The organism is Streptomyces sp. NPDC055254 (genome assembly GCF_053606025.1).
The window spans coordinates 231,467-257,966 of record NZ_JBSGQV010000006.1; the positions used below are offsets into that span (position 1 = coordinate 231,467).

Annotated in this window: 24 protein-coding genes and 1 tRNA gene; 12 read left to right on the top strand and 13 right to left on the bottom strand. The window is 72.3% G+C overall.

Annotation, left to right across the window (positions count from 1 at the left end):
• Window positions 1-10 precede the first annotated feature (10 nt).
• On the top strand, window positions 11-748 hold the full coding sequence (locus tag ACWFQ8_RS09450) for a class E sortase (protein ID WP_453785588.1): 738 nt from the start codon (window positions 11-13) through the stop codon (window positions 746-748).
• A 130-nt stretch (window positions 749-878) separates the two neighbouring features.
• On the opposite strand, the gene pknB is transcribed toward ACWFQ8_RS09450, so the two are convergent.
• From pknB to ACWFQ8_RS09480, 6 genes are all read right to left on the bottom strand, one after another.
• A complete protein-coding gene (pknB, locus tag ACWFQ8_RS09455; RefSeq protein WP_453785589.1) occupies window positions 879-2,915 on the bottom strand; it encodes a Stk1 family PASTA domain-containing Ser/Thr kinase in 2,037 nt (678 codons plus the stop codon).
• Window positions 2,916-3,098: 183 nt separating this feature from the next.
• On the bottom strand, window positions 3,099-4,562 hold the full coding sequence (locus ACWFQ8_RS09460; RefSeq protein ID WP_453785590.1) for a peptidoglycan D,D-transpeptidase FtsI family protein: 1,464 nt from the start codon (window positions 4,560-4,562) through the stop codon (window positions 3,099-3,101).
• Window positions 4,559-5,983 carry an FtsW/RodA/SpoVE family cell cycle protein gene (locus ACWFQ8_RS09465; protein WP_453785591.1) on the bottom strand — a complete coding sequence of 475 codons (1,425 nt, stop codon included), beginning with the start codon at window positions 5,981-5,983 and terminating at the stop codon, window positions 4,559-4,561. Before ACWFQ8_RS09465 ends, ACWFQ8_RS09460 begins: the two co-directional genes overlap by 4 nt.
• Window positions 5,984-6,014: 31 nt before the next feature.
• Entirely contained in the window at window positions 6,015-7,469 is a 1,455-nt protein-coding gene (locus ACWFQ8_RS09470; protein WP_453785592.1) for a protein phosphatase 2C domain-containing protein, read from the bottom strand.
• Between the two features lie 144 nt (window positions 7,470-7,613).
• On the bottom strand, window positions 7,614-8,114 hold the full coding sequence (locus tag ACWFQ8_RS09475; protein ID WP_453785593.1) for an FHA domain-containing protein FhaB/FipA: 501 nt from the start codon (window positions 8,112-8,114) through the stop codon (window positions 7,614-7,616).
• A gap of 10 nt (window positions 8,115-8,124) precedes the next feature.
• Entirely contained in the window at window positions 8,125-8,964 is an 840-nt protein-coding gene (locus tag ACWFQ8_RS09480; protein ID WP_453785594.1) for an FhaA domain-containing protein, read from the bottom strand.
• A gap of 291 nt (window positions 8,965-9,255) precedes the next feature.
• On the opposite strand from ACWFQ8_RS09480, the gene ACWFQ8_RS09485 reads away from it, so the two are divergent.
• The 6 genes from ACWFQ8_RS09485 to ACWFQ8_RS09510 all read left to right on the top strand — a co-directional run bounded on the left by ACWFQ8_RS09485 (window position 9,256) and on the right by ACWFQ8_RS09510 (window position 14,881).
• Window positions 9,256-9,338, top strand: a tRNA-Leu gene (locus tag ACWFQ8_RS09485).
• Between the two features lie 303 nt (window positions 9,339-9,641).
• Entirely contained in the window at window positions 9,642-11,333 is a 1,692-nt protein-coding gene (locus tag ACWFQ8_RS09490; protein WP_453785595.1) for a histidine kinase, read from the top strand.
• 8 nt (window positions 11,334-11,341) lie between these two features.
• A complete protein-coding gene (locus tag ACWFQ8_RS09495) occupies window positions 11,342-12,001 on the top strand; it encodes a response regulator transcription factor (protein WP_453785596.1) in 660 nt (219 codons plus the stop codon).
• A 56-nt stretch (window positions 12,002-12,057) separates the two neighbouring features.
• Entirely contained in the window at window positions 12,058-13,458 is a 1,401-nt protein-coding gene (locus tag ACWFQ8_RS09500; RefSeq protein WP_453785597.1) for a DUF2252 domain-containing protein, read from the top strand.
• A 172-nt stretch (window positions 13,459-13,630) separates the two neighbouring features.
• Window positions 13,631-14,485, top strand: coding sequence for a hypothetical protein (locus ACWFQ8_RS09505; protein ID WP_453785598.1), 855 nt, complete (start codon window positions 13,631-13,633; stop codon window positions 14,483-14,485).
• Between the two features lie 51 nt (window positions 14,486-14,536).
• On the top strand, window positions 14,537-14,881 hold the full coding sequence (locus ACWFQ8_RS09510; protein WP_453785599.1) for a rhodanese-like domain-containing protein: 345 nt from the start codon (window positions 14,537-14,539) through the stop codon (window positions 14,879-14,881).
• A 39-nt stretch (window positions 14,882-14,920) separates the two neighbouring features.
• Here ACWFQ8_RS09510 and ACWFQ8_RS09515 read toward each other — a convergent pair whose 3' ends face one another.
• The 6 genes from ACWFQ8_RS09515 to paaA form a co-directional block, all read right to left on the bottom strand.
• On the bottom strand, window positions 14,921-16,063 hold the full coding sequence (locus ACWFQ8_RS09515; protein ID WP_453785600.1) for an acyl-CoA dehydrogenase family protein: 1,143 nt from the start codon (window positions 16,061-16,063) through the stop codon (window positions 14,921-14,923).
• A gap of 122 nt (window positions 16,064-16,185) precedes the next feature.
• Window positions 16,186-17,301, bottom strand: coding sequence for a 2Fe-2S iron-sulfur cluster-binding protein (locus ACWFQ8_RS09520; RefSeq protein WP_453785601.1), 1,116 nt, complete (start codon window positions 17,299-17,301; stop codon window positions 16,186-16,188).
• Entirely contained in the window at window positions 17,302-17,805 is a 504-nt protein-coding gene (gene paaD, locus ACWFQ8_RS09525) for a 1,2-phenylacetyl-CoA epoxidase subunit PaaD (RefSeq protein WP_453785602.1), read from the bottom strand.
• A complete protein-coding gene (gene paaC, locus ACWFQ8_RS09530) occupies window positions 17,799-18,524 on the bottom strand; it encodes a 1,2-phenylacetyl-CoA epoxidase subunit PaaC (protein ID WP_453785603.1) in 726 nt (241 codons plus the stop codon). The genes paaD and paaC overlap by 7 nt, the downstream gene beginning before the upstream one ends.
• Entirely contained in the window at window positions 18,521-18,805 is a 285-nt protein-coding gene (gene paaB / locus ACWFQ8_RS09535; RefSeq protein WP_030009045.1) for a 1,2-phenylacetyl-CoA epoxidase subunit PaaB, read from the bottom strand. Before paaB ends, paaC begins: the two co-directional genes overlap by 4 nt.
• Window positions 18,802-19,836 carry a 1,2-phenylacetyl-CoA epoxidase subunit PaaA gene (gene paaA / locus ACWFQ8_RS09540; RefSeq protein WP_453785604.1) on the bottom strand — a complete coding sequence of 345 codons (1,035 nt, stop codon included), beginning with the start codon at window positions 19,834-19,836 and terminating at the stop codon, window positions 18,802-18,804. The genes paaB and paaA overlap by 4 nt, the downstream gene beginning before the upstream one ends.
• Before the next feature lie 135 nt (window positions 19,837-19,971).
• Between paaA and ACWFQ8_RS09545 the strand changes: the two genes are divergently transcribed.
• Genes ACWFQ8_RS09545 through ACWFQ8_RS09555 form a run of 3 tightly spaced genes read left to right on the top strand, consistent with a single transcriptional unit; the run spans window position 19,972 to window position 22,586 of the window.
• A complete protein-coding gene (locus tag ACWFQ8_RS09545; protein ID WP_453785605.1) occupies window positions 19,972-20,634 on the top strand; it encodes a DUF5819 family protein in 663 nt (220 codons plus the stop codon).
• Window positions 20,631-21,812, top strand: a complete 1,182-nt coding sequence (locus tag ACWFQ8_RS09550; RefSeq protein WP_453785672.1) for an HTTM domain-containing protein — start codon at window positions 20,631-20,633, stop codon at window positions 21,810-21,812. The genes ACWFQ8_RS09545 and ACWFQ8_RS09550 overlap by 4 nt, the downstream gene beginning before the upstream one ends.
• Window positions 21,813-21,821: 9 nt before the next feature.
• Entirely contained in the window at window positions 21,822-22,586 is a 765-nt protein-coding gene (locus ACWFQ8_RS09555) for a TrmH family RNA methyltransferase (RefSeq protein ID WP_453785606.1), read from the top strand.
• Window position 22,587: 1 nt separating this feature from the next.
• Here ACWFQ8_RS09555 and paaN read toward each other — a convergent pair whose 3' ends face one another.
• Window positions 22,588-24,270, bottom strand: a complete 1,683-nt coding sequence (gene paaN, locus ACWFQ8_RS09560) for a phenylacetic acid degradation protein PaaN (protein WP_453785607.1) — start codon at window positions 24,268-24,270, stop codon at window positions 22,588-22,590.
• 124 nt (window positions 24,271-24,394) lie between these two features.
• Between paaN and ACWFQ8_RS09565 the strand changes: the two genes are divergently transcribed.
• Complete coding sequence (locus ACWFQ8_RS09565; RefSeq protein WP_453785608.1) at window positions 24,395-25,915, top strand: 3-hydroxyacyl-CoA dehydrogenase; 1,521 nt, start codon at window positions 24,395-24,397, stop codon at window positions 25,913-25,915.
• The gene (locus ACWFQ8_RS09570; protein ID WP_453785609.1) at window positions 25,912-26,499 is read left to right on the top strand and encodes a TetR/AcrR family transcriptional regulator; all 588 of its coding nucleotides are present in this window, start codon (window positions 25,912-25,914) and stop codon (window positions 26,497-26,499) included. Before ACWFQ8_RS09565 ends, ACWFQ8_RS09570 begins: the two co-directional genes overlap by 4 nt.
• Window position 26,500 lies beyond the last annotated feature (1 nt).

Genomic DNA, 26,500 nt, shown 5'->3' on the forward strand with positions numbered 1-26,500 from the left:
CGAACCCGCAGTGTCTCGTGCCCGCCGCAGCCCCGACGCCGAGCGACCCCCGAGCCGCAGTCTGCTCGCCGGATTCCTGAGCCTGCTGGGCGAGGTGCTGATCACGGTGGGGCTGGTGCTCGCCCTGTTCGTGGCCTACTCGCTGTGGTGGACCAACGTCCTCGCCGACCGCCAGGCGTCCGCGCGGGGCGACCAGGTCCGCCGGCAGTGGCTGGCGCCCTCCCCCGCGGAGGCGGCGAAGCCCGCCGAGCCGGGCGCCCTGGACACCCGGGACGGCGTCGGCTTCCTGCACGTACCGGCGATGCGCAACGGCGAGGTGCTGGTCAAGCGCGGCACCGCCCCGGAGGTCCTGAACGACGGCGTGGCCGGCTACTACACCGAGCCGGTGAAGTCCGCGCTGCCGTGGGACGAGAAGGGCAACTTCTCGCTCGCCGCGCACCGCGACGGCCACGGCGCCAAGTTCCACCACATCGACAAGCTGCGCGGCGGCGACGCGATCGTCTTCGAGACGAAGGACACCTGGTACGTGTACAAGGTCTTCGCGGAGCTGCGCCAGACCTCGAAGTACAACGTGGACGTGATCAGCCCGGTCCCCAAGGAGTCGGGGCGCACCGCTCCGGGCCGCTTCATCACGCTGACGACCTGCACGCCGGTGTACACCTCGAAGTACCGCTACATCGTCTGGGGCGAGCTGGTCCGGACGGAGAAGGTGGACGTGAAGCGCACCCCGCCGGCGGAGCTGCGCTGACGTCCGGCGCCCGCGGCCCCGGGAAGGGCCCTGCGGGCGCCTGTGAGGCCCTACGACGGAGGCCCGGCCCCCCAAGGGGGCCGGGCCTCTTTGCGCAGGCGTGCGGGGCGGTGCCCGCGGAGCGGTCGGATCAGCGGCGGTTGCCGCCGGTCAGGCCCCCGAAGAGGCCGCCGCCGCCGTTGTTGTTGCCGCCGTCCTGCTGGCCGCCCGCGACGGTGTGGACGTTGACGACCTGGCCCGCGGCGATCGGCGAGCCGGCCGGCGGGTCCGAGAACAGCACCTTCGCGTTGTCGTCGCTCGGGCCCGAGAGCGCCGCCCCGAAGGACAGGTTGGCCCGTCGCAGCTCGTCCTTCGCCTGGGCGAGGGTCTTGCCGGTCAGGTTCGGGACCTGCGTCTGCTGCGCGGCCTTCGAGACGGTGATGTTCACCGTCTTGCCCACCTCGATCTGCTCGCCCGGCTGGTACTGCTGCTGGATGACCGTCTTCGGCGGCGCCCCGGGGGACTCCAGCTCCGTCGTGCTGCCGAGCTTCAGCTTGGCCTCGGCGAGGAGCTTGGAGGCGTCCTCCTTCGACTTGCCGAGGAGGTTGGGGACCTGTGCCTTGGACTGCTCCTTGGACACGGTCAGGGTGACCAGGTCGCCCTTCTTCGCCTCGGTACCGGGCTTGGGGTTCTGCTCCAGGACGATGCCGGGCGTCCGGTCGGACTCCACCAGCTTGCGCTCGACCTGGAACCCCTTGTCCTTCAGGGCCTTCTCCGCCGCGTCGTACTGCGTGTTCAGCACGTCGATGACCGGTACGGGGGCCGAGCCCGAGGAGATCTGCACCGTGACCGTCGAATCCTTCTCGACCTTGCTGTCCGGCGCCGGCTCCTGCTTGCAGACGGCGCCCTTGGGCTGCTCGTCGCAGACGACGTCGCCGCCCTTGACGACCTTCAGGCCGACGTTGTTGCCGTTCTGCTGCGCCTGCTCCAGGGTCGAACCGATGAACCGGGGGACCGTCGGCCGGTTGTCGGCGTTCCCGTTGACCAGGGAGCGGCCGATGAGGATCGCGCCGACCAGGACGAGGATGCCGGCCGCCACGAGCAGGATCGTGGACGCCTTGCTCTTCTTCTGGCGGCGGTGCGGGCCCTGGTCGTAACCGCCGTGGCCCTGGTCGCCGTACCCGTATCCGCCGTCGCCCGGGGGCATCGGCGCCATCATCGAGGTCTGGCCCGCGTCGGTGGTGCGCAGCGCGGTGGTGGGCGCGTCGTAGCCCTGGTGGCCGTAGCCGTGCCCCTGGTCGGGGTAGCCGTAGCCGGCCGCGCCCATGGAGGCGGTGGCGGCCACGGGCTGGCCCTCGAGGCAGGCCTCGATGTCGGCGCGCATCTCGTCGGCGGACTGGTAGCGGTAGTCGGGGTCCTTGACCAGCGCCTTGAGGACGATGGCGTCCATCTCGGGCGTGATCTCGGGGTCGAAGTTCGACGGGGGCTGCGGCTCTTCCCGGACGTGCTGGTAGGCGACGGCCACCGGGGAGTCGCCGACGAAGGGGGGCCGGACGCTGAGCAGCTCGTAGAGCAGGCAGCCCGCGGAGTAGAGGTCGGACCGCGCGTCGACCTGCTCGCCCTTGGCCTGCTCCGGGGAGAGGTACTGGGCGGTGCCGATGACGGCGGCGGTCTGGGTCATGGTCATGCCGGAGTCGCCCATGGCCCGGGCGATGCCGAAGTCCATGACCTTGACCTGGCCGGTGCGGGTGAGCATGACGTTGGCGGGCTTGATGTCGCGGTGCACGATGCCGGCGCGGTGGGAGTACTCCAGGGCCTGGAGGATCCCGGTGGTCATCTCCAGGGTGCGCTCGGGCAGCAGCTTGCGACCGGAGTGCAGGAGTTCGCGCAGGGTCGACCCGTCGACGTACTCCATCACGATGTACGGGATGGAGATGTTGTCGACGTAGTCTTCGCCGGTGTCGTAGACGGCGACGATCGCCGGATGGTTCAGCGACGCGGCCGACTGGGCCTCGCGCCGGAACCGGGCCTGGAAGGACGGGTCGCGGGCGAGATCGGCGCGCAGGGTCTTGACGGCGACGGTACGGCCGAGCCGGGTGTCGTGGGCGAGGTAGACCTCGGCCATGCCACCGCGGCCGAGCACGTGGCTCAGCTCGTACCGGCCGCCGAGGCGACGCGGCTCTTCCATAACGTTGCAGCCCTCTCCGTCAGTCCCGACCGCACCTGTGTGTGGTCCGGCGGTGTGCTGTTCGCGCAAAGGCTACCGGCCGATCGTCGGTGATCGGTTCGCGGCCACAGGCTGATACAGGACCGGTACCGTACGCTCCGATCCGGGCGGGAGCAGTGAGGTGCGCCACCCCGCTCCGGCCGGTCATTCCTTGTTGCTCAACACGGCTTCCATCACGGCCTTGGCCACCGGGGCGGCGAGGCCGCCGCCGCTGATGTCGTCGCGGCTGGCGTCGCTGTCCTCGATGACGACGGCCACGGCGACGGGCGAGGAGCCGTCCGGGTTCTGGGCGTAGGAGATGAACCAGGCGTACGGGCGCTTCTTGTTGCCCTCGCCGTGCTGGGCGGTACCGGTCTTGCCGCCGACCGTCACGTCCTTGATCTTGGCCTTGGTGCCGGTGCCCTTCTCGACGACGTTGACCATCATCTGCTGGATCTTCTGGGCGTTGTCCGCCGAGAGGGGCCGGCTCATCTCCTGCGGGGAGTGCTTCTCGATGATGTCGAGGTTGGGCGCCGTGAGGTGGTCGACCATGTACGGCTTCATCAGCTTGCCGTCGTTGGCGATCGCGGCGGTCACCATGGCCATCTGCAGCGGGGTGGCGGCGGTGTTGAACTGCCCGATGGAGCTCTGGGCGTTGCCGTCCTTGCCCATCTTCTTGTCGTAGACGCTGGCGAAGGCGCGGACCGGGGTGTCGATCTTGTCGTTGTTGAACCCGAACTTCTCCGAGGTCTCCACCATCTTGTCGCGGGTGACCTTGTCGCCCAGGTTCGCGAAGACGGAGTTGCAGGAGACGCGCATCGCCTCGTTGAGGGAGGCCTCCTTGCACCCCGAGGCGTGGTTGATCATCTCGGTCTTGGTGCCGGGCAGGAAGTACGGGTCCGGGGTGTCCGTCGGGTCGTCGATGCCTTTCACGACGCCGTGTTCGAGCGCGGCCGCGGCGGTGACGACCTTGAAGGTCGAGCCCGGCGGGTAGGTCTCGCGCAGGGCGCGGTTGACGAGGTTCTTGTCCTCGCTGTCCTTCAGTTCGACCCAGGCCTTCTCGTCGGTCTTGGAGTTGCCGGCGAAGCGGGAGGGGTCGTACGAGGGGGTGGAGACCAGGGCCAGGATGGCGCCGGTGCGCGGGTCGATGGCGACGGCCGCGCCCTTCGTCTTGCCGAGCGCCTCGAAAGCGGCCTTCTGGGCGGCCGGGTTCAGCGTCGTGACGACGTTGCCGCCCTGCTTCTTCTCGCCCGTGAACATGCCGATGGTGCGGTCGAAGAACAGCCGGTCGTCGTTGCCGGTGAGGATGCCGTCCTCAAGGGACTCCAGCTGGGTGGCGCCGAAGGCCTGCGAGGCGTACCCGGTGACGGGGGCCCAGAGGGGGCCGTCGAGGTAGGTCCGCTTGTACTTGTAGTCGCTGCCGTCGGTCTCCGCGGAGCCCGTGATCGGGTTGCCCTTGACGATGATGTTGCCGCGCTCGGTGGCGTACTGGGCGATCTGGACCCGGCGGTTCTCCTTGCGGGTGCTGAGGTCCTCGGCCTGGACGTACTGCAGCCAGTTGGTGCGGACCAGCAGGGCGAGGACGAGCAGCCCGCAGAACAGCGAGATGCGGCGCAGGGGCTTGTTCATGACGGACGGACCACCTGGGTCATCTCGGAGTCGGGGGACGGCGCGGGGGCCGGGGCGGGTCGGCGTGCGGTGTCGCTGATCCGGATGAGGATCCCGATGAGGGCCCAGTTCGCGAGGACGGAGGAACCGCCCGACGCCAGGAACGGCATGGTCATGCCGGTGAGGGGGATGAGGCCCATGACGCCGCCGGCGACGACGAAGATCTGGAGCGCGAAGGCGCCGGAGAGGCCGATGGCGAAGAGCTTGCCGAAGGGGTCGCGGGCGGCGAGGGCGGTGCGGACGCCCCGCTCGATGATGAGCCCGTAGATCAGCAGGAAGGCCATCACACCAGTGAGCCCGAGCTCCTCGCCGACGGTGGAGAAGATGAAGTCGGAGTTGGCGGCGAAGCCGATCAGGTCGGAGTTGCCCTGGCCCCATCCGGCGCCGAGGACCCCGCCGGAGCCGAAGCTCATGATCGACTGGCCGACCTGCTCGCAGGCGCCCGAGGTGGTGTAGCAGCCGAAGGGGTCGAGCCAGGCGTTCACGCGGGCCTGGACGTGGCTGGCGAAGGAGGCCACGACGACGGCGCCGCCGACCGACATCAGCAGGCCGATGACGATCCAGCTGGTCCGCTCCGTGGCCACGTACAGCATGATCACGAACATGCCGAAGAAGAGCAGCGAGGTGCCGAGGTCGTTCTCGAAGACCAGGATCAGCAGGCTCATCGCCCAGATCATCAGGATGGGGCCGAGGTCGCGGCCGCGCGGCAGGTAGAGCCCCATGAAGCGGCGGCTGGCCAGGGCCAGGGCGTCGCGCTTGACCATCAGGTAACCGGCGAAGAAGACCGCGATGACGATCTTCGCGAATTCGCCGGGCTGGATGGAGAAGCCGCCGACGCTGATCCAGATCTTGGCGCCGAAGACGTCGGCGCCCAGGCCCGGGATGACGGGCAGGATCAGCAGGATGAGCGCGGCGACCATGGAGATGTACGTGAAGCGCTGCAGGACGCGGTGGTCCTTGAGGACCAGCAGCACGCCCGCGAACAGGGCGATGGCCAGTGCCGTGTAGAGCATCTGGTTGGGCGCGGAGGGGGAGAAGTCACCGAAGGAGCGCTTGGCGAGGTTCTGCAGCCGCGGGGACTGGTCGAGCCGCCAGATCAGGACCACGCCGAGTCCGTTGAGCAGGGTCGCCAGCGGCAGCAGCAGCGGGTCCGCGTACTTGGCGTACCGGCGCACGACGAGGTGCGCGACGCCGGCGAGCGCGGCGTAGCCGAGCCCGTACGTGACCATGCCGGGCGGCAGCTTGCCGTCGATCGCGAGGCCCACGTTGGCGTAGGCGAAGATCGGGATGACCACGGCGAAGCCGAGCAGCAGGAGCTCGGTGTTCCGCCGGCTCGGCAGCTCGATGGCGCCGATGGTGGTCGTGTTGGTGACAACGCTCATGGTGTGGCAGGCCCCCTGTGCCCGCGGGTGTCTACTGCTTTCCGCACAGGCCGACCACTTGCTGCTCCTCGGGAGTCAGCGCGGGGCCGGGTGTTTGGCTGTTCTGCGCCTCGGCGTCACGGCGTTCCTGGTCCTTCTTGCAGGCGGAGACCTGGACGCCGAGCTTGTCGATCTTCACGCGGGCGCCGTCCAGGGTGCCTTCGCTGATGGTGGCCCGGACCTGCTTCAGCTGGAACGGCGGCAGGTACTTCAGTTCGATGTCGGGGCGGTCGGTCTGCACCTTGGAGAGCTCCAGCGGCCCGAGCTTCTGGCTGATGCCGCGGAAGAGCGCGACGTGGTCGCCCTTCACGCCGACGTAGAACTGGGTCTGGGTCCAGCGCCAGCCGGCGTACAGGCCGCCGCCGATGACGCCCGCGACCAGCAGGAAGGTCAGCGTACGGGTCGTCCACTTGCGCCCTTTGCTGCGGCGCCGGCGGGGATGGTCGTACGTGTCCTCGTAGCCGGCGTCGGCGTCGTAGCCCTCGGCCTCGCCGAAGCTGCCGTACCCGCCGCCCTGGTCGGAGTAGCCGTAACCGGGGGCGTCACCGCTGCCGGGGGGGCCGAAGGCGCCGGCGGGCGGGGATCCCTGGCGGCCGAGTCCCGAGGCGCGGCCGGCCGGGGTCTGCATGGCGTTTCCGCCGTCGAAGAGCTGGTGCTGGTTCTCGGCGACCGCGCCGACGACGACCGGGGTGTCGCTGACCTGGGCGGCGAGGGTGTCGCCGCTGTCGGTGTCGAGCACGTCCGCGACGATGCAGGTGATGTTGTCGGGTCCGCCGCCGCGCAGGGCGAGCTGGATCAGGGCCTGCACGGTCTCGCGGGGGCCGTGGTAGTCGGCGAGGGTCTCCTCCAGGGTCTGGTGGGAGACGACGCCGGAGAGGCCGTCGGAGCAGATGAGGTAGCGGTCGCCGGCCCGGACCTCGCGGATCGAGAGGTCGGGTTCGACGATGTCGCCGCTGCCCAGCGCGCGCATCAGCAGGGAGCGCTGCGGGTGGGTGGTGGCTTCTTCCTCGGTGATCCGGCCCTCGTCGACCAGGCGCTGCACCCAGGTGTGGTCCTGGGTGATCTGGGTGAGGACGCCGTCGCGCAGCAGGTAGGCGCGCGAGTCGCCGACGTGCACGAGACCGAGGCGCTGGCCGGTCCACAGGAGGGCGGTCAGGGTGGTGCCCATGCCCTCCAGCTGGGGGTCCTCCTCGACCATCGCGCGCAGCTGGTCGTTGGCCCGCTGCACGGCGACGCTCAGGGCGGTGAGGATGTCGGAGCCCGGGACGTCGTCGTCGAGCTGCACGAGGGTGGAGATCACCTCGGAGCTGGCGACCTCGCCCGCGGCCTGGCCGCCCATGCCGTCGGCGATCGCGAGGAGGCGGGGCCCGGCGTAGCCGGAGTCCTCGTTCCCCTCGCGGATCATGCCCTTGTGCGAACCGGCGGCGAACCGCAGGGACAGACTCATGCGCACCTGCCCTGTCGACGATGCCTCCGGGTACAACCGGTCTCGAGCCACACTGCCCACCCTCCGGTCGGGAGCGCGCGCGGGTCCGTGTCCCCGGTGGGACGGACCGCTGCGGCTCGCTCGCTCCGCTCGCTCATTCTCGTACTACTTCCGCAGCTCGATGACGGTCTTGCCGATGCGGATCGGGGCGCCCGGCGGAATGGGCGTCGGGGTGGTCAGCCGGTTCCGGTCGAGGTACGTGCCGTTGGTGGACCCGAGATCCTCGACGATCCACTGGCCGTCACGGTCGGGGTAGATCCTGGCATGGCGGCTGGACGCGTAGTCGTCGTCCAGCACGATCGTGGAGTCGTGCGCGCGGCCCAGCGTGATCGTCTGGCCGGCGAGGGCCACCGTGGTCCCCGTGAGGGTGCCCTCGGACACGACGAGCTTGGTGGGCGCACCGCGGCGCTGCCGCTGCTGCGGGGGCGCGGCCTGGCGGCCCCCCGCCTGCTGCGGGGCGCCTGTGTTCCCGCCGCGGCGGGAGCCGCGCTGGGTCACTCTCGTTCCGAACAGGTCACTGCGGATGACCTGGACGGCCACGATGACGAACAGCCACAGAACGGCTAGGAAACCCAACCGCATGACCGTCAGGGTCAGCTCTGACATTGCCCCCGCTTCACCCTTCGGCTTGCCGGTAAATGATGGTCGTGCTGCCCACGACGATCCGCGAGCCGTCGCGGAGCGTAGCGCGGGTGGTGTGCTGCCCGTCCACCACGATGCCGTTGGTGGACCCGAGATCCTGGATCGTCGAGGGCGTTCCGGTCCGGATCTCACAGTGCCGGCGGGATACGCCGGGGTCGTCGATCCGCACGTCGGCTTCGGTGCTTCGGCCGAGTACGAGCGTCGGGCCCGAGATCTGGTGGCGGGTGCCGTTGATCTCGATCCAGTGGCGCCGGGTGGCGCCCGAGGAGGCTACGGGAGGTACTCCTACGGCACCAGCGGCGGGCCGCCGCGCACCGGGCCCGGGACCGCCCGGAGGCGGACCGGGCGGCATCGGCGGGGCACCGGCCGGGGGGTAGCCGTAGCCGCCCTGGCCGCCGCCGCCCTGCTGCCGGCCCTGGGGGGCCTGCGGCTGGGAGGTGCTGGCGGCGAGGGTGCGGCTGCGGACCCGGTAGAGGCCGGTGTCGAGGTCGTCGGCCTTCTCCAGCTGGACCTTGATGGGGCCCATGAAGCTGTACCGCTGCTGCTTGGCGTAGTCGCGGACCAGGCCCGCGAGCTCGTCGCCGAGCTGCCCGGAGTAAGGGCTCAGGCGGTCGTAGTCACCGGCGCTGAGCTCGACGATGAAGTCGTTGGGGACGACGGTCCGCTCGCGGTTCCAGATGGTGGCGTTGTTGTCGCACTCCCGCTGGAGGGCGCCGGCGATCTCCACCGGCTGGACCTCGGACTTGAACACCTTGGCGAAGGTGCCGTTCACCAGACCTTCGAGTCGCTGCTCGAACCGCTTCAGAACTCCCATGGGGCACCTCCTCCGTCGTTGTCGCCCTGTACTGCTTACTGATCGTATCCACGCGTGGCGGATTCGGCTGGTTCCCCATCGGTCCCGTGGCGAGGAGTGTTGGTCCTCACAAGCGATCGTAGGGGCGGTCCAGCAACAGTGTCCCGCACCGCGAGGGGAGTCCGGGAGGGGTGGTCCCGGCCGGGCCGGGGGTGCCGGGAAAGCGATGTGATTCCACCCCGTCCGACGTGCTAATGTTTCGACGTCGCCAGGGGAACGGACCGAAAGGGAAGAACCGCTGGAGTGCTGCTCGGGCGAGTGGCGGAACGGCAGACGCGCTGGCTTCAGGTGCCAGTGTCCTTCGGGACGTGGGGGTTCAAATCCCCCCTCGCCCACAGAAGCGAAACGGTCGTCATCGTGAAAACGGTGGCGGCCGTTTCGCGTTGGGGCGCGTCCGGGCCCGGAGTTGGCGGGCGGGGGGCGCGAGCCGGTGCCGGGGTGGGGACGAATCCGCTGCGGGGCGGGGGCAGTTCGCTCGGCGGCGCCGGTTCCTCCGGACCTTCGCCGGGCCGGCGGCCTTCGGGTTGCGGGTCCGGGGCCGTGGACTCCTCAGCTGCCGGCGGCCGTCGACTTTCGTCGCGCGGGCCGCGACGAAAGAGGGCAGTGCGCGGACCGGCCGGGTGTCTAGGGTCGGTCGCGTGGATGCGAAGGCGAAGGTGCGGGCGGGCTGGGACTGGCTGAAGGGGCCCGAGCCCTGGACCCGGCGGACGACGGCGGGGGACCTGCTGACGGCGGCCGCGCTCATCCTGCTCGGTCTGGGCGTCGAGGAACTCGACAACGGCTCCGGCGCGCGCATGCTGGCGAGCGCCGCCGTCGTGGTGGTGCTGACCCTGCTGCGGCGCCGGCTGCCGGCGGCGACCCTGGTCCTCGGTTCGGCGGCGGGCGCGTTCCTGCCCGGGGCGTTCCTGGTCATGAGCCTGCTGGGCTGGTCGGCGGGATACCGGATCGTCGGGGTGGGCCGGGCCATGGCCGCCTTCACGGTGGCCTTCCTCGCAACGGTCGGCGGCAGCGTGATCGCCGAGTGGGCCTCGCTGCGTCCCCTGCTCGTGATCGTGTTCACCACGCTCATGTTCCTCGTGACGACCGTCATCCCGGGTCTGGCCAGCCGCTACTGGCACCAGCGCCGCACACTGCTGAGCGCCCTCCAGGAGCGCAACGGGCAGCTGATGCGGGAGCGGGTCATGATCGCCGGACAGGCGCGGCTGCGCGAGCGGCAGCGGATCGCGCAGGACATGCACGACAGCCTCGGCCACCAGCTGGCGCTGATCTCCGTCCACACCGGAGCCCTGGAGGTGGATCCGAAGCTCACCGACCGCCAGCGCGAGGCCGTGGGGGTCCTGCGGCAGGCCTCGGTGGCGGCGATGCACGAGCTGCGGGAGGTCGTCGGCATCCTGCGGGACGGGGTCGAGGCGCCGCTGCCCGTGGAGGAGGCCGCACAGCCGGCGGCGCGCGGGGTCGCGGGGATCGCCGCCGTGGTGGAGGCGGCGCGCGGGGCGGGCACCGACATACGGCTGACCGCCTCGGGACCGCCGAAGCCGCTGGTCGCGGCGTGCGACCACGCGGTGTACCGGATCGTGCAGGAGGCCCTGACGAACGCGTACAAGCACGCCCCGGGGGCGCCGATCTCCGTGGAGCTGCGGTACGAGGACGACTCGCTGGTCGTGGAGATCTCCAACGGTCCGGCGGCCGGACCCGGGGCCGGCGAGGTGGTCTCGGGCGGGCAGGGGCTGACCGGGCTGCGCGAGCGGGCCCGGCTCGTCGGTGGGATGGTGCACGCCGGCGCCACCGAGGGCGGCGGCTTCCGGGTGGCCGGGGTGCTGCCGTACGGGGCGGGGCCGGCCGCCGCGGAGGAGGCGGCCGACGACTTCGGGCAGCGGGACCGGAACCAGCCCCTCGGGCCGAGGGAAGTCCGGCCGATGGACTGGAGCGTGGTGGACCGCGAACTGGCCGTACCGGGGCGCAGCCGCGCCGGGGGCGTCGGGATCGGCTGCGGCATCGCCTTCGCCGCCGTGGTGGTGCTGGTGATCGCGCTCGTGGCCGGAGTGGTCCTGTTCGTGGGCTCGATGGGAGAATCGATGATCGGCCGGGGGGAGTTCGACGCCGTGGGGCTGGGCGAGACGGAGCAGGCGGTCCGTGACCGGCTGCCCGAGGGGGAGAGCATCCTGACCTCGGGAATGGACCGCAAGGGCCCGCCGAGGCCGGAGGGCTCGCACTGCCTGACCCTGCTGTCCACCGAGCCGTCGCGGGAGCTGACCACCGACACGGTTTTCCGGTTCTGCTTCGTGGACGGCAAGCTCGTGGACAAGCAGGCGTACGAGGTCGAGCAGTAGGAGCGCGGGTGACAGCCAAGGTGATCCGAGTGGTGATCGCTGACGACGAGCCGCTGATCCGGGCCGGGATCAGGATGATCCTGACCTCGGCGCCGGACATCGAGGTCGTGGCGGAGGCGGCCAACGGCCGGGAGGCGGTGGACCTGGCCCGCGCCCACGCGCCCGACGTGGTGCTGCTGGACATCCAGATGCCCGTGATGGACGGGCTGACCGCGCTCGGGGAGCTGGTGCGCACCCTGCCGGAGACGCGGTCCCTGATCCTGACCACCTTCGGCGAGAAGGAGAACGTGCTGCGGGCCCTCGGTCAGGGCGGCGCCGGGTTCCTGCTGAAGGACTCGGCGCCCGGCGAGCTGATCGGCGCCGTCCGGGCGGCCGCGGCGGGCGACGCGTACCTCTCCCCCGGAGCGACCCGGCACGTGGTGGACCAGCTGGCGTCCGGCCGGGCCGCCGTGCGCGGCGAGGAGGCCCGGCGGCGGGTGGCGGAGCTGAGCGAGCGCGAGCGCGGCGTGCTGGCCCTGCTGGGCGAGGGGCTGTCGAACGCGGACGCGGGCCGGCGGCTGCACATGAGCGAGGCGACGGTGAAGACGTACGTGAGCCGGATCCTCGCCAAGCTGGGGTGCGAGAACCGGGTCCAGGCCGCGCTGCTGGCCAGGGACGCCGGGCTGTAGGTACGGTCAGCCCGTTCTGGAGATCCACGGACGGACGACGGGTGGGGGCGGCGCGGATGGCGACGGTTGCGGGACTGCGGATTCCGGAGGTGGCGGGGTTCGCCCCGCGTGCGGCGGCGGGTTCGCCCCGGGCCGAGGGCAAGGCGCTGCGCGCGCGCGTGCCGCGCTCGGCCCACGCGCGTTTCGAGGCGCCGGCGGACCGTCCGGACGCGGTGCGGGCCGTGGAGGAGTCCAGCGCCGGCCGGGTCGCCGAGCTGGCGCCGATACGGGTGGGCCGGATGGCCTCGACCCCCTTCGCGTTCCTGCGCGGGGCGGCCGGGCTGATGGCCCACGACCTGGCCGGCGGACCGGTGACCGGCATCGGCGCGCAGATCTGCGGGGACGCGCACGCGGCGAACTTCGGGCTGTACGGGGACGTGCGCGGCCAGCTCGTGATCGACCTGAACGACTTCGACGAGACCGCTTTCGGCCCGTGGGAGTGGGACGTGAAGCGCCTCCTGACCTCGCTGGTGCTGGCCGGGCGGGTGTCCGGCGCGGACGAGGACGCCTGCCGGGCGGCGGCGCTGGACGCGATCGGGGCGTACCGGCGGACCGTGCGGCTGCTGGCCAGGCTGCCCGCGCTCGACGCGTGGAACGCCATCGCCGACGAGGAGCTGGTCTCCCACACCGATGCCCGGGATCTGATGGGCATCCTGGAGCGGGTCGCGGAGAAGGCCCGCAACAACACCTCCGCCCGGTTCGCCGCCAAGTCGACGGAGCCGTCTCCCGACGGCGGGCGGCGGTTCGTGGACGCGCTGCCCGTGCTGCGCCGGGTCGGGGACGGGGAGGCGGCGGCCGTGGCCGCCGCGCTGGGCCCCTACCTCGAAACGCTCCAGGGCGACCGGCTGCCGCTGCTGGCGCGGTACGCGATCCACGACGTGGCCTTCCGCGTGGTGGGCACCGGCAGTGTCGGTACCCGCTCGTACGTGGTGCTGCTGCTGGACCACCGGGGCGAGCCGCTGGTGCTCCAGGTGAAGGAGGCCCGGCCCTCGGTGCTGCTGCCGCACCTGCCCGCCCTGGGCTTCGCTTCTCCCGCGGAGGAGCACGAGGGCCGGCGGGTGGTGTTCGGGCAGAAGCGGATGCAGGTGGTGTCGGACAGCCTGCTGGGTTGGACGACGGTGGAGGGCCGGCCCTTCCAGGTGCGGCAGTTCCGCAACCGCAAGGGCAGCGTGGATCCGGCGGCGCTGGCTCCCGCGCAACTGGACGACTACGCGAGGATGACCGGGGCCCTGCTGGCCCGGGCGCACGCGCACACGGCCGATCCGCGGCTGCTGGCCGGGTACTGCGGCAAGAACGAGGAGCTGGACGAGGCGATGACGGCCTTCGCGGTGGCGTACGCCGACCGGACCGAGGCCGACCACGCCGACCTGCTCGCGGCGGTCCGCGCCGGCCGGATCGCGGCGGAGACCGGGGTCTGACGGGTCGCCTCGCGGCGGGCGGGGCCGGGCTCGGCGTTTCACGTGAAACATCGGGCCCGGGGTGTGCGGGGGCCGGGTTCGACGGCCGCGCTGACGGCGGCGGGAGCCGGGTCTGACGGCCGCGGGAGCCGGGGCCGGGCATGATCCACCGGGCACCCCCTAGGCTGGCCGGGTGAGCGAGCAGAGCGAGCAGCCAGAGCAGACCGTACCCGGCGACGCGGGAGCCTCTTTCGGCGCGGAGCGCCCCGAAGCGCGGCTGGAGCGGGCCGTGCGGGCCGCTGAGCAGGCGCTGATCGAGTTCGAGATCGCGGTGGAGACCTTCCGGGTGGAGGTGGAGAACTTCTCCCGGCTGCACCACCAGAAGCTCGGCCCGATGTACTCGCGCCTCGACGAGCTGGACGCGCTGATCGCGGAGGCGAAGGCGGCCCGGACCGGTGACCCCGACGACCTGCGCCGGGCGCGCGACGCGCGCTCGCTGGTCATGCCGATGCCCGGCGTGGACGAGCTGTTCCACGACTGGTTGGACTCGGACGGGATCTCCGACGACGCGTCCGCGATGCTCACCGAGCGGCCCGTGCGGCCGCCGGAGCGGGTGCGGCCCTCGGAGGAGGTCCGCAGGCTCTACCGCGAGCTGGTCCGCCGGGCCCACCCGGACCTGGCCCAGGACGAGGCCGAGCGCGGGCGGCGCGACACCTTCATCGCACGGGTCAACACCGCGTACGGGCGGGGCGACGAGCAGCTGCTGCGCGAGCTGGCGCAGGAGTGGGAGGCCGGCCCGGCGCCCGAGGCCGCGGGGCCCGAGGAGAGCGGGGAGCTGTACGCCCGGTTGGAGTGGCTGGCCCGCCGCAAGGAGCTGCTGTCGCTCGTGGCCAAGGAGCTGGAGGACAGTGCCATCGGATCCATGCTGCGGATGGCCCCGGAGGACCCGGACCGGCTGCTGGAGGAGATCGCGGAACAGCTCCTGGCGCAGGTGTCCGAGCGTGAGGCGGAGCTGGCGGCGCTCGCTGCCGGTGAGGGCGGGGCGTGATGTGCCGTCGGATAGGTTTGCACCCCCATCTGCGATGAGAGAAGGCGACGTATGAACTTCGGACCGCTTCCCTCGGTGGACGCCGCCGCGGTGCCCTCCGAAGGCTTTGTCCTGGACGTCCGCGAGGACGACGAGTGGGCTGCCGGCCACGTCGAGGGCGCCCTGCACATCCCGATGAGCGACTTCGTGGCCCGCTTCGGTGAGCTGACGCGGGCCGTCGAGGACGGCCGCCGGGTGCACGTGATGTGCCGTGTCGGCGGGCGCTCCGCGCAGGTCACCCAGTACCTGGTGGGCCAGGGCCTCGACGCCGTCAACATCGACGGCGGCATGCAGGCCTGGGACGGCGCCGGGCGCCCGATGGTGACGGACAGCGGGAACCCGGCCTTCGTCCTCTAGGGCGTCCCTGGCGGAGCCGGCGGGACACCCGGCGGGGTCTCAGGTGAGGGAGTGGGCGGCCAGCAGGTCGCCCAGGGCCTCCTCGTGCGCGGCCGCCGGGCCGAGCTGGAGCTCCAGCTGCTTGGCCCACGCGTGGTAGCGGTGCAGCGGGTAGTCGGTGTCGGCGCCGAAGCCGCCGTGCAGGTGCTGCGCGGTCTGCACGACCCGGCGCACGCCTTCCGAGGCCCAGATCTTGGCGACCGCGACGTCCCCGGAGCTGGGCAGGGGGCCGCCGGCCCCGCCGGTCGCGGCGTCGAGCCGCCAGGCGGCCTGCCAGAGGGTGACCTCCATGGCCCGCAGGTCGATGTAGCGGTCGGCGGCCTGGACGGCGACGGCCTGGAAGGTCGCGACGGGGTGGCCGAACTGCTCCCGCTTGCCGGTGTACTGGCTCGTCATGGTGAGGACCTGCTCGCCGAGGCCGAGCGCGAGGGCGCAGGTCCCGGTGGCGAGGAGCTGGCGGAGCCGCTCCCAGGCGCCGGGGGCCTCGACGAGGTGCGCCGCCGGGACCCGTACGCCGTCCAGGGCCAGTTCGGCGAGGCGCTCCCCGCTGGTGGAGTACTGCTCGGCGAGGCCGAGTCCCCCGGCGGTGCGCGGGACGAGGGCGAGGACGGCTTCCGCTCCGTCGGTGTGGGCCGGTACGGCGATCCAGTCGGCGTTGTGGGCCCAGGGGACCGCGGTCTGCGTCCCGTCCAGGACCCAGTCGGGGCCCTCCCGGCGGGCGGTGACGGCCAGCTCCGCGGGATCGTGGCCGGTACGGCCGTGGGCGGCCGCGGTCAGGACGAGCGTGCCGCGCCCGGCGGCCGGCAGCAGCGCGGCGGCCAGTTCCGGACCGCCGTGGGCCTGGACGGCCATGGCCGTGGCGCAGTGCTCCAGCAGCGGCACCCGGGCCAGTGCCCGGCCCGCCTCGCGCAGCACCAGGCACAGGGCGATGGCGTCCAGCCCGGCGCCGCCGTGCTCCTCGGCGAGGACCAGGCCCAGCAGATCGGACGCGGCGAGCGCGGCCCACAGCGGGCGGTCGAAGTCCTCGGCCACGGCTCCGGGGGTGAGCGCCGGGCTGGGCACGCCGTCGGGTGCGACACCCGCGAACACGGCCTTCGCCGCCTCGACGGCGGCCTGCTGCTCCTCGGTGAAGGTGAAGTCCACTACCTGTCCTCCCGCGCGCACCGGATCCCGTCCGTTCAGGTCTGACGGTGCGTCAAGATAGAACAGGTTCTGGAAATTGGACAGGGGGGCGCGGTCCCGGCGGCCCCGTCCCCCACACCCGCCTATCGGTCGAAGTCGATCTCCACTTCCTCGGTCACCGGATGGGACTGGCACGCGAGGACGAAGCCGGCCTCCGTCTCCTCGGCCTCCAGCGCGAAGTTCCGCTCCATCCGGACCTCGCCGGCCACCACGAACGCCCGGCAGGTGCCGCAGACCCCGCCCTTGCAGGCGTACGGAGCGTCCGCGCGGTTGCGCAGCACCGCGTCCAGCAGGGACTCGCCGTCCTGGACGGGCCAGGTGCCCGAGCGGCCGTCGAGCCGCGCCGTGACCCGCCCGCGCGCGGGGGCTCCCGTCGCCGCCGCGCGCGCCGGGGCGGCGACGTCCTCGACGTGGAAGATCTCCTCGTGCACCCGGGTCCGCGGGACACCGAGCGCGCCCAGCGTCCGCTCCGCGCCCTGCACGAGTCCGTACGGGCCGCACAGGAACCAGCCCGTCACGTCCTCGACGGGCAGCAGCGCGGGCAGCAGGGCCGCCAGCCGCTCCCCGTCCAGCCGGCCGGACGGCAGCCCGGCCTCCTGCTCCTCCCGGGAGAGGACGGTGACCAGCTGGAACCGTGCCGGATAGCGGTCCTTGAGGTCGGCGACCTCTTCCAGGAACATCGTGGACGCCGCCGTACGGTCGCTGCGCACGAGACAGAACCGGGCGTCGGGCCGGGCGGCCAGCAGGCTCGCCGCGATCGACAGCACGGGGGTGATGCCGCTGCCGCCGACGATCGCCGCGTAGTGCGCGCGGGCCGGAGCCGAGGCCGGGTCCAGGACGAACCGGCCGGCCGGGACCATCACGTCCAGCACGTCCCCGGCGGCGATCTCCTTGTGCGCGAACGTGGAGAACTCGCCGCCCTCGACCAGGCGCACACCGACCCGCAGCAGCTCCGGACCCGGGCCGTCGGGCGCCGGGGCGGGGGAGCAGATCGAGTAGGTGCGCCGGACCTCGGTGCCCCCCGGGGCGGACCGGCGCAGGGTCAGGTGCTGGCCGGGGGCGTGCCGGTAATCGGCGCGCAGCTCCTCGGGGACCCGCAGCGTCAGCGCCACCGAGTCGTCGGTGAGGCGCTCGACCGAGGCCACCGTGAGCGGGTGGAACGCGCCGTGCCGGGTGGCCGGCCGGGGTGCCTCGGCCATCTACAGCTCCTTGAAGTGGTCGAACGGTTCGCGGCAGGCCACGCAGCGGCGCAGCGCCTTGCACGCGGTGGAGGAGAAGCGGCTGAGCAGCTCGGTGTCGGTGGACCCGCAGTTGGGGCAGCGCACCGAGAGGGTCAGCGGGACCGGTCCGCCGGCCGCGTGCGGGCGCGGCGGTGCGATGCCGAACTCGGCGAGCTTGCGGCGGCCCTCGGCGCTGATGTCGTCCGTCGACCAGGCGGGCGCCAGCACGGTGGACACCCGCACCTCGGGGATGCCGTGGCCGGTCAGGACCCGCTCGATGTCGGCCGACATGGCCTCGATGGCCGGGCAGCCCGTGTAGGTGGGGGTGAGGGTGACCTCGGCGTGGCCGTCCTCGTGCATCCGCACCCCGCGCACCACACCGAGCTCCCCGAGGGTGAGCACGGGCAGTTCGGGATCGGGGACGGAGCCGGCGAGCTCGGCGAGCTCCGCCTCCAGCCGGGTGGTCCCGGTCCCGGTCACCACGACGCCCCCGGGTGGCTGCGGTGAAGGTGCTGCATCTCGGCGAGCAGGCGGCCGAACGGCTCGGTGTGCAGGCCCTGACGGCCGGCCCCGGCCGCCCAGGCGCCGGTGCGGGGCCCGGCGGGCCGGGCGAGCCCGGCCCGCTCCAGGACACCGGTGAGCGCGGTCAGCCAGCGTTCTTCCAGGGCGGCCGGGTCGATCTCTTCGAGCCCCTCCACCGGCAGGAACATCTCCCCGGTGAACTTCCACAGCGCGTCCAGCGCGGCCCGCATGCGGGTGCGGCTCTCCTCGGTGCCGTCGCCGAGCCGCAGCGTCCACTGCTCGGCGTGGTCGCGGTGGTACGCGGTCTCCTTCACGGCCTTGGCGGCCAGCGGCGCGAACGGGCCGTCACCGCGCGCGAGTTCCCCGTAGAGCTCGTGCTGGTAGAGGGAGAAGTAGAGCTGGCGGGCGATCGTGTGGGCGAAGTCGCCGTTCGGCTGCTCGACCAGCTGGAGGTTGCGGAAGGACCGCTCCTCGCGCAGGAAGGCGAGCTCGTCCTCGTCGCCGACCGTCGACAGCAGGATGCGGGCCTGGCCGAGCAGGTCGAGCGCGATGTTCGCGAGGGCGACCTCCTCCTCCAGGACGGGTGCGTGCCCCGCCCACTCGCCGAGGCGGTGGGAGAGGATCAGCGCGTCGTCGGCGAGGGCGAGCGCCGCCGCGTTGGCGGTACCGGTGCTGGTCACAGGTGGCTCACCCCCTCCGGGATGTCGTAGAAGGTGGGGTGCCGGTAGGGCTTGTCGGCGGACGGGGCGAAGAACGGGTCCCGCTCGTCGGGCGAGGAGGCGGTGATCTCCGTGGAGGGCACCACCCAGATCGAGATGCCCTCGCCGCGCCGGGTGTACAGGTCGCGGGCGTTGCGCAGGGCCATCTCCGCGTCGGGGGCGTGCAGGCTTCCCGCGTGCGTGTGGGAGAGTCCGCGCCGCGAGCGGACGAACACCTCCCACAGGGGCCAGTTCTGCGTCATACCCGTGCCTCCTCGTCCTTCGCCGTCTTCACGGCGTGCTTCTCCGCGTACGCCGCGGCCGCGTCGCGCACCCAGGCGCCTTCCTGGTGCGCCGTGCGCCGCTGGCCGATCCGCTGCTCGTTGCAGGGGCCGTTGCCCTTGAGCACGTCCCAGAACTCGGCCCAGTCGATGGCGCCGAAGTCGTGGTGCCCGCGCTCCTCGTTCCACTTGAGGTCCGGGTCGGGCAGGGTCAGGCCGAGGGACTCGGCCTGCGGGACGGCGATGTCCACGAACCGCTGGCGCAGCTCGTCGTTCGAGTGGCGCTTGATCCGCCAGGCCATCGACTGCGCCGAGTGCGCCGACTCGTCGTCCGGCGGGCCGAACATCATCAGCGAGGGCCACCACCACCGGTCGACCGCGTCCTGCGCCATCGCGTGCTGTGCCTCGGTGCCCCGCGACAGGGCGAGGAGCAGCTCGTACCCCTGGCGCTGGTGGAAGGACTCCTCCTTGCAGATCCGGACCATGGCGCGCGCGTAGGGACCGTAGGAGCAGCGGCAGATCGGCACCTGGTTGGTGATCGCCGCGCCGTCCACGAGCCAGCCGATGGCGCCGACGTCGGCCCAGGTCAGGGTGGGGTAGTTGAAGATCGAGGAGTACTTCTGCTTACCCGAGTGGAGCTTGTCGAGCAGCTCGTCGCGGCTGGTGCCCAGCGTCTCGGCGGCGCTGTAGAGGTACAGGCCGTGGCCCGCCTCGTCCTGGACCTTGGCCATCAGGATCGCCTTGCGGCGCAGCGAGGGCGCGCGGGTGATCCAGTTGGCCTCGGGCTGCATGCCGATGATCTCCGAGTGCGCGTGCTGCGCCATCTGGCGGACGAGGGAGGCGCGGTACTCGTCGGGCATCCAGTCGCGCGGTTCCACGCGCTCGTCGGCCGCCACGGCGGCGTCGAACGCCGCCGCCAGCTGTGCGCCGAGGTCGGCCGTCATATCGGTCCCGCCTGTCCTGTCCGTCCCGAGGGCCATGCCCTGTCCCGTCTCCGGGGTCACTGCCACCATCCCGGCCCCCTGTCAGAGTCCGCCGTCCGCCCGACCGACCGATCGTTCGGTTCATGCCCTTCAATGGTGGGTCGGCGGCCCGTAGGGTGTCAACCTCTGAGGTCAACCCTGTGGACGCCGGATGATCGGGGCGGGATGGATTCGAACGACCGCGAGCCCTCGGAAGAGGCCGCTCCAGCGCCGTCCCGGGCGCCGGGGATCGCCGGTCTGTCCACCCCGTACCGCGTCCTCGCGGCCCTGGCGCTGGGGGCCGTGACGGTGGCCGCGTGCGCGCACCTGGCCCTCGTCTTCCTGCACGTCGCCCCGTCCAACACGGTGAGCAAGCGGCACGCGGGAACGATCGACGGCTGGATCTACCCCGAATTCGAACAGAACTGGAAGCTCTTCGCCCCGAACCCGCTCCAGCAGAACATCGCCGTCCAGGCGCGGGCGCAGGTGCGCACCGCGGGCGGAGAGCTGGTCACCACCGACTGGCGCGACCTGTCGGCCGAGGACGCCGCGGCCATCCGGCACAGCCCGCTGCCGAGCCACACCCGCCAGAACGAGCTCCGCCGGGCCTGGGACTTCTTCACCGGCTCGCACGACGACCGGAACGAACCGACCGGTGACCGGGGCGCGCTGTCCGAGGAGTACCTGCGCCGGATCGCACTGAACCGGCTGGCGCCCCACCACCGGGGCGGACACCTCCTGCGGATCCAGCTCCGCTCGGCGACCACGGCCGTGGCCGCGCCGGAGTGGACCACCGAGACCACCGACACCGAGACCTACTTCCGGGAGCTGCCGTGGTGGACGGTGTGAACGGTGCGCGGGAGGCCGCCGGGCGGCTGCTCGCCCAGGTCACCGGGCAGGCGCTCGGCCCGTACCAGAGCGCCGTGGTCCGCATCGGCTTCGCCGCCACCTGGCTCTTCTTCCTGCTCCGCGAGATCCCGAACCGCCACGAGCTGTACGGACCGGACGGGCCCTGGAGCTGGGAGCTGGCGCAGCGGCTGACCGCCTCCAACCGGGCCTTCACGGCCTTGATGTGGTCCGACTCCACGCTGTGGTTCGAGATCGTCTACGCCGGCTCCGTGCTGGCGAGCCTGCTGCTGATGCTGGGCTGGCGGACCCGGGCGATGTCCGTGGTGTTCATGGTCGGCGTGCTGTCGCTGCAGAACCGCAGTGTCTTCATGGGGGACGGCGGGGACAACGTCATCCACCTGATGGCGATCTACCTGGTCCTGACCCGGTGCGCGCAGGTGTGGTCGCTGGACGCGCGCAGGGTCCGCACGCGCGGCTCGGCGTCGGCCGGGCCGGGCGGGCCCGTGCTGTGGGGCGGGCTGGGCGCGCTGTTCGCGTACGGGGCACTGGCCGGGCACCTGAGCGCCGGCTGGCTCGCCGTCTTCGCGGCGCTGTGGGTGATGTCCGGCCTGTGGTGGGCGGTCGACCGGTACGAGCGGGAGGGCGAGGGGCGGGCGGCCCTGGACGTCCTCGCGAACCTGCTGCACAACGCGGGGATGCTGGTGATCGCGGCGGAGGTCTGCCTGATCTACGCGACGGCGGGCTGGTACAAGATCCAGGGGTCGCGGTGGCAGGACGGAACCGCGCTGTACTACCCGCTGGGGCTGGACTACTTCACGCCGTGGCCGGGGCTGTCGGGGCTGCTGGCGGGCAGCGGGACGCTGGTGATGCTGCTGTCGTACGGGACGGTCGCGGTGCAGGTCGCGTTCCCGTTCACGCTGTTCAACCGGCGGATCAAGAACGTGCTGCTGGCGGTGATGATGCTGGAGCACGCGGGGATCGCGGTGCTGCTGGGTCTGCCGTTCTTCTCGCTGGCGATGATCGCCGCGGACGCGGTGTTCCTGCCGACGGGGTTCCTGGTGTGGCTCGGCGCGCGGTTCGCCCGGCGCGGGCGGGCGGTACCGGTGCCGGTGGTCGGGCCCCGGGAGCCCGCGCCGCGAGCGCCGGCCGGAGCCGGATCTCCCGGTGGGGGACCGTAGGGTCGGGGGATGAGCGAGGATCGGGATTTCGGGGAGATCGGGCGGCAGTGGCGGGAAGGTGCCGGGCGGGGCGATCTCGTGGTGCTGGACGGGTTCCACGCGTTGAAGCACGCGCTGCGGTTCGGGGCCGAGGTGCGGCTGGCCGTCGCCGATGATCCCGGGGCCGTACGGGCGCTCGCCGCGGAGCTGGCGCCGGACGTCGAGGCCGAGGTGGCCCGGCTGGTGCGGCCGGCGGAGCTCAAGGGGCTGCTGCCCCGCGTACACCCCACCGGGGTCGCCGCGCTGGCCGTACGGCCCGACCGGGAGGCCGGGCTCGCGGCGCTGCGGCGGCTGCCGCGCCCCGCGCCCGTCGTCGTCCTCGACCACCCCCGCAACCTCGGCAACGTCGGCGCCGTCGTCCGCCTCGCCGCCGGCTTCGGCGCCACCGGCGTGGTGACCCGGGGCGACCTCGACCCCTGGCACCCGAACGTGGTCCGGGCCGGGGCCGGGCTGCACTACGCCACCACCGTCGAACGCCTCGCCCTGGACGAGCTGCCGCCCGGCCCGCTCTACGCGCTCGACCCGGAGGGCGAGGACATCCGCGCCCTCACCCTCCCCGACGGGGCACTCCTCGCCTTCGGCTCGGAACGCCACGGGATCTCCCCGGAGCTGCGGGACCGGGCCGACCGGCTGGTCTCCCTGCCCATGCGCCCCCAGGTCTCCAGCTACAACCTGGCCACCAGCGTGGCCATGACCCTCTTCCACTGGGGCGGACCCGCCCCGCGGGGCGAGTAGGTCAGGCCTGGCGGCGGACCTCGACCACCCGGAAGCGGTTCGAGACGAAGGCGCCGTCGCACAGCGCCGCGTTGGCCGCCGGGTTGCCGCCGGAGCCGTGGAAGTCCGAGAACGCGGCGGTCTGGTTGACGTACACCCCGCCGGTCAGGTTCAGGGAGAGCTGCGCGGACTCCTCCAGGCAGACCTCCTCGATCGCCCGCTCGGTGTCCGCGGACGTGGTGTACGCGCCCACCGTCATCGCGCCCTTCTCCCGGACGGTGCGCCGCAGCAGCTCCAGCGCGTCCGCCGTGGAGTCCACGGCCACCGCGAAGGAGACGGGTCCGAAGCACTCCGAGAGGTACGCGGCATCCGGGTCGGGCTTGGCGGCGTCCAGCTTCACCATCACCGGCGTGCGGACGACCGCGTCCGGGAACTCCGGATGGACGACCTCGCGGGAGGCCAGGGCGACCTCGCCCAGTCCGGCCGCCGCCTCCAGCCGGGCCTTGACGTCCGGGTTGACCAGCGCGCCCAGCAGGGCGTTGGCCCGGGCGTCATCGCCCAGCAGTCCCCCGACCGAGGCCGCGAGATCGGCGACGACCTCGTCGTAGGCCTTGTGCCCGGCGTCCGTCGCGATGCCGTCGCGCGGGATCAGCAGGTTCTGCGGAGTGGTGCACATCTGACCGCTGTAGAGGGAGAGCGAGAAGGCCAGGTTGGACAGCATTCCCTTGTAGTTGTCGGTGGAGTCCAGGACGACGGTGTTGACGCCCGCCTTCTCCGTGTAGACCTGCGCCTGGCGGGCGTTCGTCTCCAGCCAGTCGCCGAACTCCGTGGAGCCCGTGTAGTCGATCAGCTTGATCTCGGGCCGCACGGCGAGGGTCTTGGCGATGCCCTCGCCGGGCCGCTCCACCGCCAGCGCCACCAGGTTCGGGTCGAATCCGGCCTCCGCGAGGACCTCCCGCGCCACCTGGACGGTGAGCGCCAGCGGCAGCACGGCCCGGGGGTGCGGCTTGACCAGCACGGCGTTGCCGGTGGCCAGCGAGGCGAACAGGCCCGGGTAGCCGTTCCAGGTGGGGAAGGTGTTGCAGCCGATCATCAGCGCGATGCCGCGCGGGACGGCGGTGAAGCTCTTGCCGAGCTCCAGCGGGTCCTTCTTGCCCTGCGGCTTGGACCAGTCGGCCCGGCCGGGGACGCGGGTCTGCTCCTCGTACGCGTAGGCCACGGCCTCCAGGCCGCGGTCCTGCGCGTGGGGGCCGCCCGCCTGGAACGCCATCATGAACGCCTGGCCGCTGGTGTGCATGACCGCGTGGGCGAACTCGTGGGTGCGGGCGGAGATGCGGGCCAGGATCTCGATGCAGACCACGGCGCGGGCCTCGGGTCCGGCGTCGCGCCAGGCGCCCATGCCGGCCCGCATCGCGGGCAGCAGCACCTCCGGGTCCACGTGCGGGTACTCGACGCCCAGGTCGAAGCCGTACGGCGACACCTCGCCGCCCACCCAGCCGTCCGTGCCGGGCTGCCCCAGGTCCAGGCGGGTGCCGCGGACGGCCTCGAAGGCGGCGAGTCCGTCGGCCGGCGCGGTCTCGCCGTACGCCTTGGGGTGCTCGGGATGCGGCGACCAGTAGGCGCGGCTGCGGATCGCCGACAAGGCCTGGTCAAGGGTGGGCCGGTGCTTGGCGGACAGCTGGGGGACGGTGAGCTCGGCGGCCATCAGGGACCAACTCCTCGTTGAGCCGGGCGAAGGAGAGCAGACTGGAGTTAGAGTAACCGAACGATCGGTCGGGACAAGAGGGCCCGGCGGTCCTGTGGACAAGTCGGTGCGGGAGGATCAGGACATGACAGCAATCGAGCGGTCCCGCACTGTGGCGGTCATCGGCGCGGGCACCATGGGCCAGGGCATCGCCCAGGTCGCCCTTCTCGCAGGTCACCGCGTGCTGATCTACGACATCAACGCCGCGCTCGCCGCCGACGGCGTCTCCTTCGTGCAGGACCGGCTCGAACGGATGGCCGCCAAGGGCCGCCTCGATCCGGCCGAGGCCGAGGACGCGTCCGGCCGCATCCGGGCGGCGCAGGGCCTTGCGGGGCTGGCCGACTGCGCTCTGGTCATCGAAGCCGTCGTGGAGGACGTCGCCGTCAAGCGCGCGCTCTTCGCCGCGCTGGAGGAGGTCGTCGCCCCGGAGGCGCTGCTGGCCACCAACACCTCCTCGCTCTCGGTCACCGAGCTCGCCGCCGGTCTCGCGCACCCCGGCCGCTTCCTCGGGCTGCACTTCTTCAACCCGGCTCCGCTGCTCCCGCTCGTCGAGGTGGTCAGCGGCTTCGCGACCGACCCGGCCGCCGCCGAGCGCGCGTACCGCACCGTCCTGGGCTGGGGGAAGACCCCGGTCCGCTGCGCCGACACCCCCGGTTTCATCGTCAACCGGATCGCCCGCCCCTTCTACGCCGAGGCCTTCGCGGTGTACGAGGAGCAGGGCGCCGACCCGGCCACCATCGACGCCGTGCTGCGGGAGTGCGGCGGCTTCAAGATGGGTCCCTTCGCGCTCACCGACCTCATCGGCCAGGACGTCAACGAGGCGGTCACCCGCTCCGTGTGGGAGTCCTTCCACCGCAGCCCCAAATTCACCCCCTCGCTGGCGCAGCGCCGACTGGTCCAGTCGGGCCGCCTGGGCCGCAAGTCGGGGCACGGCTGGTTCCCGTACGGCCCGGACGCGCCCGCCGGACAGCCGCACACGGCCGCGCCCGAGGCGGCTCCGGACAAGGTCACCCTCGTCGGAGACCTCGGCCCCGCCGCCGTGCTCGCCGAACTCCTGGAGGAGGCCGGCGTCGCGGTGACGGCCACCGAGCACGGGGGCCCGTACATCCAGCTGCCCGGCGAGGGCCAGCTGGTCCTCGCGGACGGGAAGACCTCCGTCGAGTTCGCCGACGTCGTCTACTTCGACCTCGCGCTGGACTACCGGGGCGCCACCCGGATCGCGCTCTCCGCGAGCGCGGACACCAGCGAGCGCACCCTCGCCGAGGCCGTCGGACTGTTCCAGAAGCTCGGCAAGCAGGTCTCGGTCATCGGCGACGTCCCGGGCATGATCGTCGCCCGGACGGTCGCGATGCTCATCGACCTCGCGGCCGACGCCGTCGCCCGGGGCGCGGCAAGCGCGCAGGACATCGACACCGCCATGCGGCTCGGCGTCAACTACCCGCTCGGCCCCTGCGAATGGCACGAGCGGCTCGGCCGGGACTGGGCGTACGACCTGCTGCACCACCTGGACGAGCGCTGTCCCGGCGGCCGGTACGCGCCCTCGCTGGCGCTCTTCAAGCTGGGCTACGCGGGAGACGACGCGGACGACGAGGCGGGGGCGCGATGACGACGGTCAAGCGGGACACCTACACCCCCGAGACGCTGCTGTCCGTGGCCGTCCAGGTCTTCAACGAGCGCGGCTACGACGGCACCTCGATGGAGCACCTCTCCAAGGCCGCGGGCATCTCGAAGTCCTCGATCTACCACCACGTCGCGGGCAAGGAGGAGCTGCTGCGCCGGGCCGTCAGCCGCGCCCTCGACGAGCTCTTCGCCGTCCTGGAGGAGCCCGGCGCGGTACGGGGCCGGGCGGTCGAGCGCGTCGAGTACGTCACCCGCCGCACCGTGGAGGTGCTCGTCTCCGAGCTCCCGTACGTGACGCTGCTGCTGCGCGTCCGGGGCAACACCCGGACCGAGCGGTGGGCGCTGGAGCGCCGCAGGGAGTTCGACCACCAGGTCGCGGAGCTCCTCAAGGCCGCCGCGGACGACGGGGACCTGCGGGCGGACGTGGACATCCGCCTCGCCACCCGGCTGCTCTTCGGCATGGTGAACTCGCTGGTCGAGTGGTACCGGCCGCACCCGGGCACGGGCCCGGACGAGCTCGCCGACGCCGTCGTCCACATGGCCCTCGACGGCCTGCGGACGGTCCGCTGAC

Excerpts from the sequence above, each read along its gene's own strand:
- pknB (WP_453785589.1), bottom strand. The coding sequence starts at position 2,915 with ATGGAAGAGCCGCGTCGCCTCGGCGGCCGGTACGAGCTGAGCCACGTG.
- ACWFQ8_RS09460 (WP_453785590.1), bottom strand. The coding sequence starts at position 4,562 with ATGAACAAGCCCCTGCGCCGCATCTCGCTGTTCTGCGGGCTGCTCGTC.
- ACWFQ8_RS09465 (WP_453785591.1), bottom strand. The coding sequence starts at position 5,983 with ATGAGCGTTGTCACCAACACGACCACCATCGGCGCCATCGAGCTGCCG.
- ACWFQ8_RS09470 (WP_453785592.1), bottom strand. The coding sequence starts at position 7,469 with ATGAGTCTGTCCCTGCGGTTCGCCGCCGGTTCGCACAAGGGCATGATC.
- ACWFQ8_RS09475 (WP_453785593.1), bottom strand. The coding sequence starts at position 8,114 with ATGTCAGAGCTGACCCTGACGGTCATGCGGTTGGGTTTCCTAGCCGTT.
- ACWFQ8_RS09480 (WP_453785594.1), bottom strand. The coding sequence starts at position 8,964 with ATGGGAGTTCTGAAGCGGTTCGAGCAGCGACTCGAAGGTCTGGTGAAC.
- ACWFQ8_RS09500 (WP_453785597.1), top strand. The coding sequence starts at position 12,058 with ATGGCGACGGTTGCGGGACTGCGGATTCCGGAGGTGGCGGGGTTCGCC.
- ACWFQ8_RS09510 (WP_453785599.1), top strand. The coding sequence starts at position 14,537 with ATGAACTTCGGACCGCTTCCCTCGGTGGACGCCGCCGCGGTGCCCTCC.
- ACWFQ8_RS09520 (WP_453785601.1), bottom strand. The coding sequence starts at position 17,301 with ATGGCCGAGGCACCCCGGCCGGCCACCCGGCACGGCGCGTTCCACCCG.
- paaB (WP_030009045.1), bottom strand. The coding sequence starts at position 18,805 with ATGACGCAGAACTGGCCCCTGTGGGAGGTGTTCGTCCGCTCGCGGCGC.
- paaA (WP_453785604.1), bottom strand. The coding sequence starts at position 19,836 with ATGGTGGCAGTGACCCCGGAGACGGGACAGGGCATGGCCCTCGGGACG.
- ACWFQ8_RS09545 (WP_453785605.1), top strand. The coding sequence starts at position 19,972 with ATGGATTCGAACGACCGCGAGCCCTCGGAAGAGGCCGCTCCAGCGCCG.
- ACWFQ8_RS09555 (WP_453785606.1), top strand. The coding sequence starts at position 21,822 with ATGAGCGAGGATCGGGATTTCGGGGAGATCGGGCGGCAGTGGCGGGAA.
- paaN (WP_453785607.1), bottom strand. The coding sequence starts at position 24,270 with ATGGCCGCCGAGCTCACCGTCCCCCAGCTGTCCGCCAAGCACCGGCCC.
- ACWFQ8_RS09565 (WP_453785608.1), top strand. The coding sequence starts at position 24,395 with ATGACAGCAATCGAGCGGTCCCGCACTGTGGCGGTCATCGGCGCGGGC.
- ACWFQ8_RS09570 (WP_453785609.1), top strand. The coding sequence starts at position 25,912 with ATGACGACGGTCAAGCGGGACACCTACACCCCCGAGACGCTGCTGTCC.